Genomic DNA, 14,516 nt, shown 5'->3' on the forward strand with positions numbered 1-14,516 from the left:
AATGACTGAAACTTTTGATCCAAGTGCTTTTCTGTCGACGGTCAGCGGGCGGCCAGGTGTCTATCGCATGCTCGACAGCGAGGCGCGCCTGCTTTATGTCGGCAAGGCCAAAAATCTCAAGAAGCGTTTGGCGAGCTATTTCCGCAAAACCGGTCTTGCCCCCAAGACCGCCGCGCTGGTAGGCCGTATCGCCCAGGTCGAAACCACCATCACGGCCAACGAAACCGAAGCCTTGTTGCTTGAGCAGACGCTGATCAAAGAGTGGCGTCCGCCGTACAACATCTTGCTGCGCGACGACAAATCCTACCCTTATGTCTTTCTCTCGGATGGCCAGTTCCCGCGCTTGAGCATCCATCGGGGAGCGAAAAAGGCCAAGGGTAAATATTTCGGCCCTTACCCCAGCGCGGGTGCGATTCGCGAAAGCCTGAGCCTGCTGCAAAAGGCATTTTTCGTTCGTCAGTGTGAAGACAGCTATTACAAGAACCGCACGCGGCCTTGTCTGCAATACCAGATCAAACGCTGCAAGGCCCCATGTGTCGGCTTGGTGGAGCCCGAGGTATATGCCGAGGATGTACGCCACTCGGTGATGTTTCTGGAAGGGCGCAGCAACGCGTTGGCGGACGAGTTGTCTGCGGCGATGGAGGAGGCGGCGGTCAACCTCGAGTTCGAGCGCGCCGCCGAATTGCGCGACCAGATCTCATTGCTGCGCCGGGTCCAGGATCAGCAGAGCATGGAAGGCGGGACGGGTGATGTCGATGTGATCGCGGCGTTCGTCAATCCAGGGGGCGCCTGTGTGCACTTGATCAGCGTACGCGGCGGCCGGGTGTTGGGGAGCAAGAACTTCTTTCCGCAAGTGGGTATTGAAGAAGACGTTTCCGAAGTCATGGCGGCGTTTCTCGGCCAATACTTCATCAGCAGCCCTGAACGCGACTTGCCGAGCGAGCTGATCGTCAACGTGGTGCATGAAGATTTTCCGACCCTGATCGCGGCCATTGAAGAGCTGCGCGGTCGTGAATTGACCATCAGCCATCGAGTCCGTGGTACGCGAGCACGCTGGCAGCAATTGGCGGTCACCAATGCCGAGCAGGCGTTGGGTGCGCGACTGGCGAACCGGCAACACGTCGCGGCCCGTTTCGATGCCCTGGCCGAAGTGCTGAGCCTGGACGAGCCGCCGCAACGTCTCGAGTGTTATGACATCAGTCATTCCAGCGGCGAGGCCACCGTGGCGTCCTGCGTGGTGTTCGGTCCGGAAGGCCCGATCAAATCCGACTACCGTCGCTACAACATCGAAGGCGTTACACCGGGTGACGACTATGCCGCGATGCACCAGGCCCTGACTCGACGTTTCAGCAAACTGAAGGAGGGTGAGGGCAAGTTGCCGGACATCCTGCTGGTCGACGGCGGTAAGGGGCAGCTGTCCATGGCGCGTGACGTGTTGAACGAACTGGCCGTGCCAGACCTGATTCTCTTGGGCGTGGCCAAGGGCGCGACGCGCAAGGCCGGTTTCGAAACCCTGTACCTTAACGACGCGGCCCATGAATTTACCTTGCGCGGCGATTCCCCCGCGCTACATTTGATCCAGCAGATCCGCGATGAAGCCCACCGCTTTGCCATTACCGGGCACCGCGCACGTCGTGGGAAAACTCGCCGCACGTCCACGCTTGAGGGCGTTGCCGGTGTCGGACCGACACGGCGGCGCGATTTGTTAAAACATTTTGGTGGATTGCAGGAGCTGTCTCGTGCCAGCATCGAAGAGATCGCCAAAGCACCCGGGATCAGTAAAAAGCTCGCAGAGTTGATTTATGCAAATCTGCACAGCGAGTAGAATGCCCAACTCACCTCGTAGCCAGTTGTGTCGATGAATATCCCTAATCTGATTACCGTTCTACGCGTCCTGCTCATTCCGATCTTCATTTTGCTGTTTTACTTGCCTTACCACTGGAGCTATCTGGCATCTGCCTCGGTCTTTGCCTTTGCCGCCGCGACCGACTGGCTGGACGGGTATCTGGCCCGTCGTCTGGAACAAAGCACACCGTTCGGGGCCTTCCTCGATCCTGTTGCAGACAAATTGATGGTCGCCGTTGCGTTGGTGCTTCTGGTGCAAGAACACGGCAACCTGTGGCTCACGCTGCCGGCCGCCGTCATCATCGGTCGCGAAATCGTCGTCTCGGCGCTGCGCGAGTGGATGGCCGAACTCGGTGCTCGCGCCCATGTTGCGGTGTCGAACCTGGGCAAATGGAAAACCGCCGCGCAAATGCTGGCGCTGGTGATCCTGCTGGCCAATCCGTCGGACTTCAGCTTCTGGGTCCTGATGGGTTACGCCTTGCTGATGGTGTCCGCTGGCCTGACCTTGTGGTCCATGGTCCAATACTTGCGGGCCGCCTGGCCGCATCTGAAGACAGATGTGGAAAAGAAATAAAACTTTTTTGAATCAAAGGGTTGACGGGGCATCAGGATTCTATAGAATGCGCCTCACCAAGACGCGGGAATAGCTCAGTTGGTAGAGCACGACCTTGCCAAGGTCGGGGTCGCGAGTTCGAGTCTCGTTTCCCGCTCCAAATATAAAAATGGACCTCTGAAAAGAGGTCCATTTTTTTTGCGTCAAAGAAAATCCAAGGCCTGCATCTTCCCTGGCATCGACGGCCCCGCTTTTTCATTAGACGAAAGGTGCAAATCAGGGTCGCATCACCGCACCGAACACCGCCACGACCCGCGTAAGCGAAGTGTCGGTGCCGGCGCGAATCTCCATCGGCTCGCAGGTAAGCCAGATAGAGTCGTTGGGATATTGATTGAGTCGGAAAACCGTCGATGCAATCAGTGGCGGTCCAGCCACACCGTCTGCGCATTGCAGAACTCACGGACCCCGAAATGTGACAGCTCCCGGCCGAAACCGCTTTTCTTCACGCCGCCGAAGGTGACACGTGGGTCGGTTGCGCAAGCCATTGATGAACACACCGCCGGTTTCCAGTTCGCCCGCCAGCTTATGGGCAAGCTCGACATCGCGAGTGTAAATGGTTGAGGCAAGTCCGAACTCACTGTCATTGGCCAGCTCTAACGCGTGGGCTGCATCGCGCGCGGTGATGATCGAGGCCACCGGCCCAAACAACTCCTGTTTGAACGAGGTCATCCGGTCGGTGACATCTGCGAATACGGTGGGCTCGTAAAAGTTGCCAGGGCCTTCAGCCTTCTTGCCGCCCATTAACAATGTCGCGCCTTCCTCCAGCGTTTGCTGGACCTGACGATCCAGCTCATCACGAAGATCGAAGCGAGCCATGGGGCCGATGTAGGTGTCTGTGGCCAATGGATCGCCGACGACCAACTCGCGGGTGGCTTCGACGAACTTGCGGGTGAACGCTTCGACAATGCCTTGCTCGACAATCAGGCGTTTGGCGGCCGCGCAGACTTGCCCGGTTGAATCTGGAGCAGGGGCGTGAACATCCATTGTTCATCTGCGCCCGGCAGCGCGATCAATCCCGAGTCTGGACCTCGGCGCTGTTTCTTACGTTATAAGCGCTCACGCCCCGCGACGTTTTCCTCGAATGTTCGGCGACTGCTTACTGATCCCATTGGGGTGCATGACATAGGTGTCCCGTCCTGAAACAGGTTCAGGACGGGACACTCGGCCATAAAAAAGGGCAGCTCAAGGCTGCCCTTTTTCCAACCTGTTCCCTAGGCCGCGGTAAACAGCTTGTGCGGATCCATGACGAATTTCTTCGGCGCCCCGGCATCGAACTCGTGGTAACCACGCGGCGCGTCGTCCAGGCTGATCACCTGCACGCCGACGACCTCGGCAATCTTGATCCGGTCCCACATGATCGCCTGCATCAGCTGACGGTTGTACTTCATCGTCGGGGTCTGGCCGGTGTGGAAGCTGTGGGATTTGGCCCAGCCGAGGCCGAAACGGATGTTCAGGCTGCCATGCTTGGCGGCTTTGTTGACCGCACCCGGGTCTTCGGTGACATACAGACCGGGGATACCGATATTGCCGGCGACCCGCACCACGCCCATCAGGGCGTTGAGCACATCGGCCGGGGCCTCGTGCTGCGCGCCGTCATGGCCGTGGCCGCGGGCTTCGAAGCCGACCGCATCGACCGCACAATCGACTTCCGGCTCACCGAGCATGTTGGCGATTTGCTCGTGCAGCGGAGTGTCCAGGGTCAGGTCGGCGATCTCGAAGCCCTGGGCCTTGGCATGTGCCAGACGCAGCGGATTGACGTCGCCGACTATCACCACCGCCGCACCCAGCAGACGGGCGGAGGCGGCAGCAGCCAGTCCGACCGGGCCGGCACCGGCGATATACACCGTGCTGCCAGGGCCGACGCCGGCGGTCACCGCGCCATGGTAGCCGGTCGGCAGGATATCGGAGAGGCAGGTCAGGTCGCGGATTTTCTCCATTGCCTTGTCGCGGTCGGGCAGCTTCAGCAGGTTGAAGTCGGCATACGGCACCAGTACGTATTCGGCCTGGCCGCCAACCCAGTCACCCATGTCCACATAGCCATAGGCACCGCCGGGGCGCGCCGGATTGACCGTCAGGCAGACGCCGGTGTGCTGTTCCTTGCAACTGCGACAACGGCCGCAGGCGACGTTGAACGGCACCGATACCAGGTCACCGATCTGCACGTTTTCCACGTCACGGCCCTTCTCTATGACCTCGCCGGTGATCTCATGGCCAAGCACCAGCCCGACCTGGGCCGTGGTCCGGCCACGTACCATATGCTGGTCGGAGCCGCAGATATTGGTCGAAACCACGCGCAGGATCACGCCATGGTCAATGCGCTTGCCGCGCGGGTCTTCCATTTTCGGATAGGGGATGGTCTGCACCTCGACCTTGCCTGCGCCGAGATACACGACACCACGATTACCAGACATGATTTCACCTCGCTTTTGTTGTTGTGAGAACACGGCCCTTGTACTGCGAAGGGTCGCGCGGACTTACAGTGCGGCGGTAAATGTCTTGCGTTTGCGCGTGAATGCAGATTGGTTGGAAGTCACCTTCCAACGACGCGTGATTAGCAGTCATCGTATCGATCCTACGCCTGGTATCAGCACTCCGCGAGGGCCTTTAGCGCCCAATCACCATCCCGGTTGGCAGGGCTGGCGCAGGAGTAACGGGCGCTGAGCGCCGTGTTTGCCCCCATCAAAGCACAGTGATCAGAATTTTAATCTGCAAAAAGGTTTTATTGACTAAAAAATAATACCGAGTAATTATTTCCCTGCATCTGCTTTCACGCAGAGTCATTTTGCAGGGGAAACCCGATGAGTCAGAACACCGTGCCGTTGCTGGCCAGTCTTTATATCGAGACGAATGAATCGTCACTCGACAGGCGCTTGGCGCCTTTGTTTATGCAGGGCTTTCCGGCCGAGCCAAAACGCCGCGTCACCTGGAACAACTGGATGCGTCCACCGTTCAATCAATGGGGGTTCCGTAATCTGGCGCGCCTGCGTCCCTCCATTGATGTGGAAGCGGGTAGCGGACCAGTCAGTGTCCTGAAGGAAGCTCCGCAAGCGCTGGATGAACTGCACTTCGACAGTGAATGTGGTCTGAGCGTCAGTGTCATCGATCACCTTGTGGCCAGTCAGACCGACGCCTTCTTGGTGATGCAGGGCGACACCGTGCTGTTCGAGCATTACTTCAACGGCCAGCGTCCCCGCGACCGGCACGTCATGTTTTCGGTGACCAAGTCGCTGATCGGCACCCTGGGGGAGCAACTGGTCTGCGATGGCATCCTCAATCCGCAATTGCCGGCGGCGCATTACGTGCCCGAACTGTTGGGCAGCGCGTTTGGCGATGCCACGGTGCGCCAGCTGTTCGACATGGCCGTGGGCATCGACTACAGCGAAGTCTATGACGATCCCAACTCCGAAAGCTCTCAGTACGGCTACGCCTGCGGTTTCCAGCCGGCACCTGCGCAGTACGCTCAGTTCGAGTCGCTCTATCAGTACCTGCCGTCGCTGAAAAAACGCGGCAGTCACGGCGGCTTTTTCCATTACGTGACCGCCACCACCGAAGCCCTGGCCTGGGTCATGGAGCGCGCTTCGGGCAAGGCTTGCAATCAATTGCTGCAAGACCTCTGGAGCCAGTTGGGGTGTGAGCGCGACGGCTACTTCATGGCCGACCCTTGGGGGCGTAGCGTTGCCGGTGCCGGTTTCAACGCCACCTTGCGAGACATGGCGCGGTTCGGTCGGCTGCTCGCCAACGACGGTCGTCATGATGGGCTGCAGTTGCTGTCGACCGAGACGGTTGCACGCATCGCCGCCGGCTCCGATCCGGCGATCTACGCCAAAAACTCCGAATTCTCCGACTGGACCCCCGGCGCTTCCTACCGCAGCCAGTGGTACGTCTTCAACGACCACAGCCAGGCGATCATGGCCGGTGGCATTCATGGTCAATACCTGTTCGTCGATAAGCCGTCCGGTGTGGTGATCGTCAAGCAGTCATCGCTGACCGAGGCCGTCAGCCTGTTCGATGCTGACAGCGTGCGCATGCTGCGTGCTATCGCCGCGCATCTTAGCCACTGAAACACCCCATAAAGACAAGAATTTTGCGTCCTTTTCACCTGGCTCGGCCAGGTGTTGGCGGCGCTCTGCGCCGCCATTCACTGCCCTGTAACAACAATAATCACACAGGAGCTTCATATGGTTTTCATGACGCGTTTCTCTCGAACGCTCTTAGCGGTCGGCTTACCCCTGACCGCCCAAGTCGCGCTGGCGGGCTACACCTTCGAGGATGGCAACCTCAAGGGTGAGGTCAACTTCACCGCCGGCGGTGCGACCCTTTCCACCCGTAACGTCAACTTCGGCAGCGGCCGCGTCGATGCGCGCAGTGGCAAGAATGGCGGTACGAAAATCGACTGGCAGGAGTTCTACGTCAAGCCCGGCGTCAAGCTGGAATATGCCCTGCAGCCAGACTTCAGCCTGTTGGCCGGTGGCTCGCTGGTGGCGGCGACCACCTTTGGCGATGGCGATGCCGGCGGCTTCACTCGAAGCTCTGATGGCGACGTGGCCACCGAAGAACTCTACGGCGGTTTCCGGGCCGGCGAGTGGACGCTGACTGCCGGTCGCCAGAACTACATGATCGGGACGGGCTTCATCGTCATGGACGGTAACCTCGACCAACTCAAGGACGGCGCCTACTGGCTTGGCCCCAGAACCGCCTTCAAGGATTCGGCCATTCTGGCCTGGGATCATGGCGCGTTGAAGACCCAGGCCTTCACCTTGCGCACCGACGACGATCTGGGTGATTTCCGCATGACCGGTGTCAACCTGGATTACAACCTCGACGATCAGGTGACGCTGGGGGCCATGGCGATGAAGGTCAATGCGCTGGGGCCCAAGGGCAGTACACTGCCACGACGCCGGGACGGGATGCAGGTGTACAACGTGCGTGCGTTGAAGGCCAAAGTACCGGGCGTGCCGGACCTGACGCTGAATGCCGAATACGCCGTGGAGCGGGGCAGTGGTGAAGGCGTGGATTACGATGCCAACGCCTGGTACGGCCAGGCGGAATACGCCTTCAACACGTTACCGCTGACCCCGGTGCTCGGCTATCGCTACGCTAGTTTCTCCGGCGACGCCAACCTCACCGACAACCGGCAGAAAGCCTGGGACTCGCTGAGCAAGGGCTTCGTCGACTGGAGCACCTGGCTGGTGGGGGATGTCGTCGGCAACTACCTGCTGTTCAACAGCAACGAAAACGTTCAACAGTTCTCGCTCAAGACCCACCTCAATGAAACGCTGACTCTCGGCGCGATCCACTATCAGTTCTGGCTGGACGAGAAAAACTACATGGGGGCACCCGTCAGCGATCGACGCTTTGCCGATGAGAGTGTGGTTTTCCTCGACTGGACCCCGACGCCGTCGTTCTATACGTCGCTCTCCTATAACTGGGTCAAGCCACTGGCCGCTGCCAAGCAGGTGTTCGGCGATGACCAGAATTTCAGTGCGCTGGAACTGTACTTCACCTACCGCTATTAAGTGCCGCGAGCCTTCGCGGCCGCGCAGGAGTGCTTAACCATGAACACGTTTTTGCGTAACACCTTATTGGGCGCTGTAGTGTCGTTGCTAGCCAGCGGTGTGTGCCTGGCTGAAGAACGCACGGTGCGGATCTACAACTGGATCGAATACCTGCCACCTGAAGTGCTCAAGAGCTTTCAGGAGGAAACAGGCATCCGTCCGATCTACGACGTTTTTGACAGTGTCGAAACCCTGGAGTCCAAACTGCTGACCGGCAATTCCGGGTATGACGTGGTGTACCCGGGCAGCGCCAACCTGAGTCACCTGATCGCCGCCGCTGCGGTCCAGCCGCTGGACCGCAGCCAGCTGCCGAACTGGCAGCACCTGGACCCGGAGTTCATGAAAACCCTGGAAGCTGCGGGTGACATGGGCAACCGCTATGCGGCACCGTACTTGTGGGGCACCACGCTGATTGGCTACAACGTCGACAAGGTTCAGCAAGTCCTGGGCGCCAATGTGCAGATGAACACCTGGGACATGATCTTCAAGGAAGAGAACCTCGCCAAGCTGGCCAGTTGCGGTGTCGGTTTCCTCGACGCGGCCAACGAAATCGTGCCCATCGCCTTGCACTACAAGGGCCTCGACCCTAACAGTCAGAAGCGCGAGGACTACCCGCAGGCTCAGGCGGCGATGATGAAGATTCGCCCGCACATCACCTACTTCAACTCCTCACGCTACGGCATGGACCTGGCCAACGGTGACATCTGTGTAGCCGTGGGATGGTCTGGCGGCGTGGCGCTGGCCAAGCAACTGGCCGATGCGGCCGGCAAGGGCGTCAGGGTGGAGATGGCGTTACCCAAGGAAGGCGCACCGATGTGGTCGGATGTGATGATGGTGCCGGCCAACGCCCCCCATACCAAAGAGGCCTATGAGTTCATCAACTACATCCTGCGCCCTGACGTCATTGCCCGGATCAGCAACAAGATCGGTTACCCCAATCCGAACAAGGACGCCACCGCGCTGGTGAACGCTGACATCCGTAATAACCCCAACATGTATGTGCCGGACGAAGCGCGCAAAACACTGTTCGCTCTGCAGCCCATGCCGGCAGCCGTGGAGCGGATCCGCACCCGCACCTGGACCACCATCAAGACCAACCGCTGATCATCGTGGCCCGGCGTCGTGACGCCGGGCTCGCCAGCAATGACGCGCCTCGGCTATAGCATTCAGCCAGTCTGGGAGGAGGCTGGCGTTCTCAGGCCTGCATTCCGTAAAAGAGCAGCTCGGTGATACGCCTTACCTGAGTGGAGTGTGACTCGATGTCCGGCTGTTCCTGGTTGACCAGCCTGAACAACTGCAGGTGTGAGTAGTCGTTCAACAGGAAGGCGGCCAGGTCGACGTTGAGGTCGGCGCGCAGCTTGCCGGCCTGTTGCAGTTCTTTGAGCAAACCGCTGATTTCGGCCCTGAGCGCATCGTTCATGGCCTGATAACCTTCGGGCAGTCCGTTATCACCACCAAACAGAATCAACGGCAGCAGTTCACGCCAAAGACTGGGATGCATGACTTCCAGGGCGTAACCGGTCAGCAGGCGTTCCAGGTAGCACAGGGCGTCGACCGGATCCCCAATTTCAGGGATCTGGTTGCGGGTGTCCTTGAGGGCGCGCTGGTCGGCGTCGTGCAGGATTTCCAGGATGATTTCCTGCTTGTTGCCGAAGTACTTGAACACGGTGGGCGCCGACACCCCAGCCTGGTTGGCGATCTGTTCGATGGTGGTGTTCTGGAAACCTTGACGCTCGAACAGTTCGATCGCCGCCTTGCTGATGGCTTGGCGTCGTTCGACTTTCTGACGTTCACGCAGTCCGCTCACGGTTGATCCCTTGTCGCTATGAATAAAGGGGGCGCATGTCGCCCAATCATCCATGCAAAATACTTAATCGGGTAAAACTTTTAAAGCGATAATTTCTGTAGTGCGCGTTTATCCCGGAGGCGAAAAGTCTCGTTGGCTGATGGCGAGAGTCCTCAGGCTTTATAGTTAAGTTCATTAATCTTTTCAGCGCTGTTCACCATGCATTGACCCGCCTGAATCAAGCCGATGCCTGTCGGTATTTTTTCAGTCGATAGGCAAACTGCGCACGACTCAACCCCAGCAGTCGCGCGGCAGCGGCCAGATTGCCTTCGCTTTTTTGCAGCGCTTCATCGATCAGGCGCGACTCCAGCCCTTCAATGGAGAAGCCGTGCTCCAGGCGAGCCAGGGTTTCCAGCAAGGCTGGGCGAGGCGGTGTGTCGGCGGGACTTTGGTCGGTTGCGGCGAGGCTGCCATTGTCGTCCAGCGAGTACGCATCCTGCGGCATGGGCTCGTTGCGAAACAGGTGGACCAGATCGATGGCTTGGCCGTCTTCGCTGGCAATCAGGCCGCGCTCCACCAGATTCTGCAATTCCCGTACGTTGCCGGGAAAGTCATAGCGCAACAACACCTTGAGTGCGCGCATGGTCAGGCCGGCGGGTTTGCGGCCGTAGGCCTGACAGAAGCGCCGCAGGAACGCATTCACCAGCAACGGAATGTCGTCGCGACGTTCGCGCAGTGACGGCAGCATGATGGGGTAGACATTCAGCCGGTAGAACAAGTCTTCGCGAAAGTCTCCGGCCGCCACGGCTTTGCGCAGGTCGACATTGGTGGCCGCCACCACCCGGACGTCGACCTTGATTGGCTGGCCACCGCCAATGCGCTCGATCTCCCGCTCCTGCAATGCACGCAGCAACTTGCCCTGACCCGGCAGGCTGAGACTGGCGATTTCGTCGAGAAACAGGGTGCCACCCTGGGCGCGCTCGAAGCGTCCGGGGCGCGAATGGGTCGCGCCGGTGTAGGCGCCACGCTCGACACCGAACAACTCAGCCTCGATCAGATTATCCGGGATGGCGGCGCAGTTGAGCGCCACGAAAGGCGCTTGATGGCGTGGGCTGAACTGATGCAACTGACGGGCGAACAACTCTTTGCCGACCCCGGACTCGCCGCTGAACAACACTGTGGCGGGCGTCGGCGCCACGCGCTGCAAGGCGAGGGTGGCGGCATTGAAGGCCGCGCTGGCGCCAATGGGTTTTGGTCCGCCGGGGTTTTCGCTGTCGTCGTCCTGGGGGGCGGGCGCCGGGGCTTGAGGCTGTTTGGACGCCACGCTGGAGGGCGAGGCGGTGAGATAACTCAGGTCCTGTTCGACATCGCCCCATTGCTCGGCGGTCTTGCCGATCACCCGGCAGCTCTCATGGCCCATGCCCCGGCATTCGGTCTCGCGGAAGATCACCAGACGGCCGAACAGCCCGCTGACATAACCGATGGCATAGCCCAGTTCGGTCCAGCACACCGGATCCTGGCCGATCCCGTAGGCGGCGATATGTTCGTCGGCCTCACAGGAGTGGTGCCAGAGGAATTCACCTTCATAGAAGCCTGAGTCAGCGTCGAATTTGAAGTGCAGGGGTTCGACTTTCGTCATGCCTTCGAGTGTATGCAGACGAGTGCCGGCCGAGAAAACCGCCGCGGCGTCGGCGTCTGGCCAGCGCTCGCGGATCAATCGCGCATCGCGTGCACCGGAGAGATAGCCGGTGCGGGTAAACAGGCCGCGGCTCTGTTCCAGTCCCTGGCGCTCGATTATTTCGCGCCGCAGCGCGCCGAAGGATGAGCTGTGCAATAGCAGCATGCGCTGGTCGTTGAGCCAGATACGTCCGTCAACAGGGGAAAAGAACAGGCATTCGGTCAACTCGGCCAGGGTCGGTGAGTTGCCTTCGGCCAGTTGGGTACTGTCGCCTCGGGGCGAGAAATGCTCCTCCTGCACGGCAAGATGAGGAAGCAGCGAATGGGGATTGTTCATTGTTATGCCCCTGAGCGAGTCGACTGATCGAAATGATCAACTAGCAAAACAGTTATTAAACATAACTTTATCATTTGGACAAGTGGCGAGCTGCCGGCTGTACGCCAAGCACCTTGTCCTATTCGCAAATGCCCCTCTAAAGCCCGCAGGCCAGAGCCTTCGCCACTTGAAATGCGGCGCAACGCAGGAAGTCGGCACAGCCCTTGCTCTAGCGCTTTCACCACGCAGACGCCTTGCATCGTTTTAGCAAGGCCGCGTCAGGCAATGACAAACACAAGAGCCGGGAGACCGAAATGTCGGTAAGTGAACCATCTGATTTTCTGCGGGACGAGCTGTGGTGCGAACGCATCTTCAATGGCGACTGGATACGTCCACTGGGCGGCAGCAATAAAGTCATCGAGCCAGCTACCGGCGAGGTATTGACCGTCACCGGTTTAGCCGATGCAGCGGACATCGCGTTTGCCAGCCTGAACGCCGCTCGTGTTCAACCGGCCTGGGCGGCATTGGGACCACGGGAACGCGCAGAGATCTTTCGTAAAGCTGCCGCACTGGCCCAGCAACACTTTGCCGAGCTGGCGTTGTACATCGCCCGGGAAAGCGGCGGCAGCCTGTTCAAGGGTGAACATGAGGTCCGCGAGGCGGTCGTGTTGCTGCATCAGGCTGCCGGGCTGCTGTCGCAACCCCATGGTCTGGTTCTGCCGAGCGAAGCGGGGCGGTTGTCCTATGCACGCCGGTTGCCCCATGGCGTGGTCGGGGTGATCTCGCCGTTCAACTTTCCCCTGGTGCTGTCCCTGCGTTCGGTGGCGCCGGCGCTCGCGGCGGGTAACGCCGTGGTGCTCAAGCCCGATCCGCAGACCCCGGTCAGTGGCGGTTTCATCATTGCCCGGTTGTTCGAGGCGGCCGGTCTGCCCAAGGGGTTGCTGCAGGTGTTGCCGGGGGCCGCAGCGGCCGGTGAGGCGCTGTGCCGCGACCCGCATGTGCGGATGATCGCGTTCACCGGCTCCACCGCAGCGGGGCGCAAAGTCGCCGAGCTGGCTGGGCGTCATCTGAAAAAAGTCGCCCTGGAGCTGGGCGGCAAGAACTCGTTGATCGTGCTCGAAGACGCCGATCTCGAACTGGCGGCCAGCAACGCCGCCTGGGGTGCCTGGCTGCATCAGGGGCAGATTTGCATGGCCACCGGACGCATCCTGGCCCATGAGTCGATTGCACAAGAACTGGTCCGCCGACTGGCGGAAAAGGCACGGGCAATCACGGTGGGCAATGCCGCTCGCGGCGAGGCGGTATTGGGGCCATTGATCAACAAACGCCAGCTGTTGCGAGTGCATGAAATCGTCACGGAGAGTGTGACGGCCGGGGCAACTCTGCAAGCCGGCGGCGAGTATGAGCAGCTCTTCTACCAACCCACGGTGCTTTCCGGCGTGCGCCCGGGCATGCGCGCATTCGACGAGGAAATCTTCGGCCCGGTGGCCACGGTGGTGAGCTTTGCCAGCGACGATGAGGCCATCGACCTGGCCAACCGCACCGAATATGGCTTGTCCGCGGGGATCATTTCGCCTTCGGTCGGGCACGCGATGGCGATGGGCGAGCAACTCAATTGCGGTCTGCTGCACATCAACGACCAGACAGTGGCCGACGAATGCATCAATCCCTTCGGCGGACGCGGCAACTCAGGAAATGCCGGCAGCGTTGGCGGCCCGGCCGACTGGGATGAATACACCCAATGGCAATGGGTGACGGTCAAGGATGAGGCGCCGCGTTACCCGTTCTGACGGGCCGTTTTTTTACCGGGGTCGACAAGGTAGGTCGGCCCACCGAGTACACAAAAATAATAAGAGGACTCAACATGAAGCTCGACAACAAGATTGTGCTGGTGACTGGCGTCTCTTCGGGTATCGGCGCCGCCACGGCAAGCCTGCTGCGCAGCCACGGCGCCCACGTGATTGGCGTGGACCTGAAGGCGCCGCACATGACCCTGGACGGTTTTGTTCAGGGCGATCTGAGCAGTGCCGAGAGCATCGACCGGTTGCTGGCGCAGCTACCGGCACGGATCGACAGCCTGTGCAACATCGCCGGAGTGCCGGGCACTGCAAACCCGCAACTGTTGGCGCGGGTCAACTACCTGGGATTGCGCCACTTGAGCAGCGCGTTGCTGCCACGCATCAACGCTGGCGGCAGCATCGTCAATATCGCCTCGATCCTCGGCGCCGAGTGGCCGTTACGTCTGGAGCAGCACAAGGCGCTGGCGCGCATCGAAGGTTTCGCCGCCGGGCAGGCCTGGCTGGCCGAGCACCCGGTACCGGACCAGACCTGCTACCAGTATTTCAAGGAAGCCTTGATCGTCTGGAATTACCTGCAGGCCCAACCCTGGTTTCTCGAACATTCGGTGCGCATGAACAGCGTCGCGCCAGGTCCGGTATTCACGCCGATCCTTGGCGACTTCGTGAGCATGCTCGGTGAGGCCCGAACCCAGGCCGATGCCCATCGCATGAAACGCCCCGGTTATGCCGATGAGGTGGCGGCGGTGATCGCTTTCCTGTGTGCCGACGAGTCGCGCTGGATCAACGGCGTCAACCTGGCAGTCGATGGCGGATTGGCCTCCACCTACATCTGAAACCATGTGGCGAGCGAGCTTGCTCGCGCTCGGCTGCGAAGCAATCGTAAACCGGCACACGAGTTCTACTTGAGAGAACTCGTCGCCTGAAT

The 14,516-nt window shown here is 60.1% G+C and carries 10 protein-coding genes, 1 tRNA gene and 1 pseudogene; 8 read left to right on the forward strand and 4 right to left on the reverse strand.

Going from position 1 to position 14,516, the window contains the following annotated elements; all coding sequences use genetic code 11:
- Position 1 precedes the first annotated feature (1 nt).
- From uvrC to ACZ9BB_RS07135, 3 genes are all read left to right on the forward strand, one after another.
- Positions 2 to 1,825, forward strand: a complete 1,824-nt coding sequence (gene uvrC / locus ACZ9BB_RS07125) for an excinuclease ABC subunit UvrC (protein WP_476213141.1) — start codon at positions 2 to 4, stop codon at positions 1,823 to 1,825.
- 33 nt (positions 1,826 to 1,858) lie between these two features.
- A complete protein-coding gene (gene pgsA, locus ACZ9BB_RS07130; RefSeq protein ID WP_007933765.1) occupies positions 1,859 to 2,419 on the forward strand; it encodes a CDP-diacylglycerol--glycerol-3-phosphate 3-phosphatidyltransferase in 561 nt (186 codons plus the stop codon).
- A gap of 63 nt (positions 2,420 to 2,482) precedes the next feature.
- A tRNA-Gly gene (locus tag ACZ9BB_RS07135) sits at positions 2,483 to 2,558 on the forward strand.
- A gap of 256 nt (positions 2,559 to 2,814) precedes the next feature.
- Here ACZ9BB_RS07135 and ACZ9BB_RS07140 read toward each other — a convergent pair.
- Both ACZ9BB_RS07140 and fdhA read right to left on the reverse strand, forming a co-directional pair.
- Positions 2,815 to 3,415 (reverse strand): annotated as a pseudogene (locus tag ACZ9BB_RS07140) (aldehyde dehydrogenase family protein); the annotation flags it as partial.
- Between the two features lie 254 nt (positions 3,416 to 3,669).
- Positions 3,670 to 4,869 carry a formaldehyde dehydrogenase, glutathione-independent gene (gene fdhA, locus ACZ9BB_RS07145; RefSeq protein WP_063340127.1) on the reverse strand — a complete coding sequence of 400 codons (1,200 nt, stop codon included), beginning with the start codon at positions 4,867 to 4,869 and terminating at the stop codon, positions 3,670 to 3,672.
- A 387-nt stretch (positions 4,870 to 5,256) separates the two neighbouring features.
- On the opposite strand from fdhA, the gene ACZ9BB_RS07150 reads away from it, so the two are divergent.
- From ACZ9BB_RS07150 to ACZ9BB_RS07160, 3 genes are all read left to right on the forward strand, one after another.
- Complete coding sequence (locus tag ACZ9BB_RS07150; RefSeq protein WP_476213142.1) at positions 5,257 to 6,519, forward strand: serine hydrolase domain-containing protein; 1,263 nt, start codon at positions 5,257 to 5,259, stop codon at positions 6,517 to 6,519.
- Between the two features lie 117 nt (positions 6,520 to 6,636).
- Positions 6,637 to 7,974 carry an alginate export family protein gene (locus tag ACZ9BB_RS07155; RefSeq protein WP_476213143.1) on the forward strand — a complete coding sequence of 446 codons (1,338 nt, stop codon included), beginning with the start codon at positions 6,637 to 6,639 and terminating at the stop codon, positions 7,972 to 7,974.
- Between the two features lie 39 nt (positions 7,975 to 8,013).
- On the forward strand, positions 8,014 to 9,117 hold the full coding sequence (locus ACZ9BB_RS07160; RefSeq protein WP_476213144.1) for a polyamine ABC transporter substrate-binding protein: 1,104 nt from the start codon (positions 8,014 to 8,016) through the stop codon (positions 9,115 to 9,117).
- A 91-nt stretch (positions 9,118 to 9,208) separates the two neighbouring features.
- On the opposite strand, the gene ACZ9BB_RS07165 is transcribed toward ACZ9BB_RS07160, so the two are convergent.
- A complete protein-coding gene (locus ACZ9BB_RS07165) occupies positions 9,209 to 9,820 on the reverse strand; it encodes a TetR/AcrR family transcriptional regulator (RefSeq protein WP_476213145.1) in 612 nt (203 codons plus the stop codon).
- Positions 9,821 to 10,037: 217 nt separating this feature from the next.
- Positions 10,038 to 11,813 (reverse strand): sigma 54-interacting transcriptional regulator, encoded by a 1,776-nt coding sequence (locus ACZ9BB_RS07170; RefSeq protein ID WP_476213146.1) that lies wholly within the window; start codon positions 11,811 to 11,813, stop codon positions 10,038 to 10,040.
- 293 nt (positions 11,814 to 12,106) lie between these two features.
- Here ACZ9BB_RS07170 and ACZ9BB_RS07175 point away from each other — a divergent pair, with 293 nt between their 5' ends.
- Together ACZ9BB_RS07175 and ACZ9BB_RS07180 are read left to right on the forward strand one after the other, a co-directional pair.
- Positions 12,107 to 13,582: a benzaldehyde dehydrogenase gene (locus tag ACZ9BB_RS07175; RefSeq protein ID WP_476213147.1), complete on the forward strand. Its 1,476-nt coding sequence runs from the start codon at positions 12,107 to 12,109 to the stop codon at positions 13,580 to 13,582.
- A gap of 74 nt (positions 13,583 to 13,656) precedes the next feature.
- Positions 13,657 to 14,424: a coniferyl-alcohol dehydrogenase gene (locus ACZ9BB_RS07180; protein WP_476213148.1), complete on the forward strand. Its 768-nt coding sequence runs from the start codon at positions 13,657 to 13,659 to the stop codon at positions 14,422 to 14,424.
- The last annotated feature ends 92 nt before the right edge of the window (positions 14,425 to 14,516 follow it).

The organism is Pseudomonas sp. TE3552, assembly GCF_056278945.1.

Coding starts and splice junctions, on each gene's coding strand:
- ACZ9BB_RS07150 (WP_476213142.1), top strand. CDS start 5,257: ATGAGTCAGAACACCGTGCCGTTGCTGGCCAGTCTTTATATCGAGACG.
- fdhA (WP_063340127.1), bottom strand. CDS start 4,869: ATGTCTGGTAATCGTGGTGTCGTGTATCTCGGCGCAGGCAAGGTCGAG.
- ACZ9BB_RS07170 (WP_476213146.1), bottom strand. CDS start 11,813: ATGAACAATCCCCATTCGCTGCTTCCTCATCTTGCCGTGCAGGAGGAG.
- ACZ9BB_RS07155 (WP_476213143.1), top strand. CDS start 6,637: ATGGTTTTCATGACGCGTTTCTCTCGAACGCTCTTAGCGGTCGGCTTA.
- pgsA (WP_007933765.1), top strand. CDS start 1,859: ATGAATATCCCTAATCTGATTACCGTTCTACGCGTCCTGCTCATTCCG.
- ACZ9BB_RS07160 (WP_476213144.1), top strand. CDS start 8,014: ATGAACACGTTTTTGCGTAACACCTTATTGGGCGCTGTAGTGTCGTTG.
- uvrC (WP_476213141.1), top strand. CDS start 2: ATGACTGAAACTTTTGATCCAAGTGCTTTTCTGTCGACGGTCAGCGGG.
- ACZ9BB_RS07180 (WP_476213148.1), top strand. CDS start 13,657: ATGAAGCTCGACAACAAGATTGTGCTGGTGACTGGCGTCTCTTCGGGT.
- ACZ9BB_RS07175 (WP_476213147.1), top strand. CDS start 12,107: ATGTCGGTAAGTGAACCATCTGATTTTCTGCGGGACGAGCTGTGGTGC.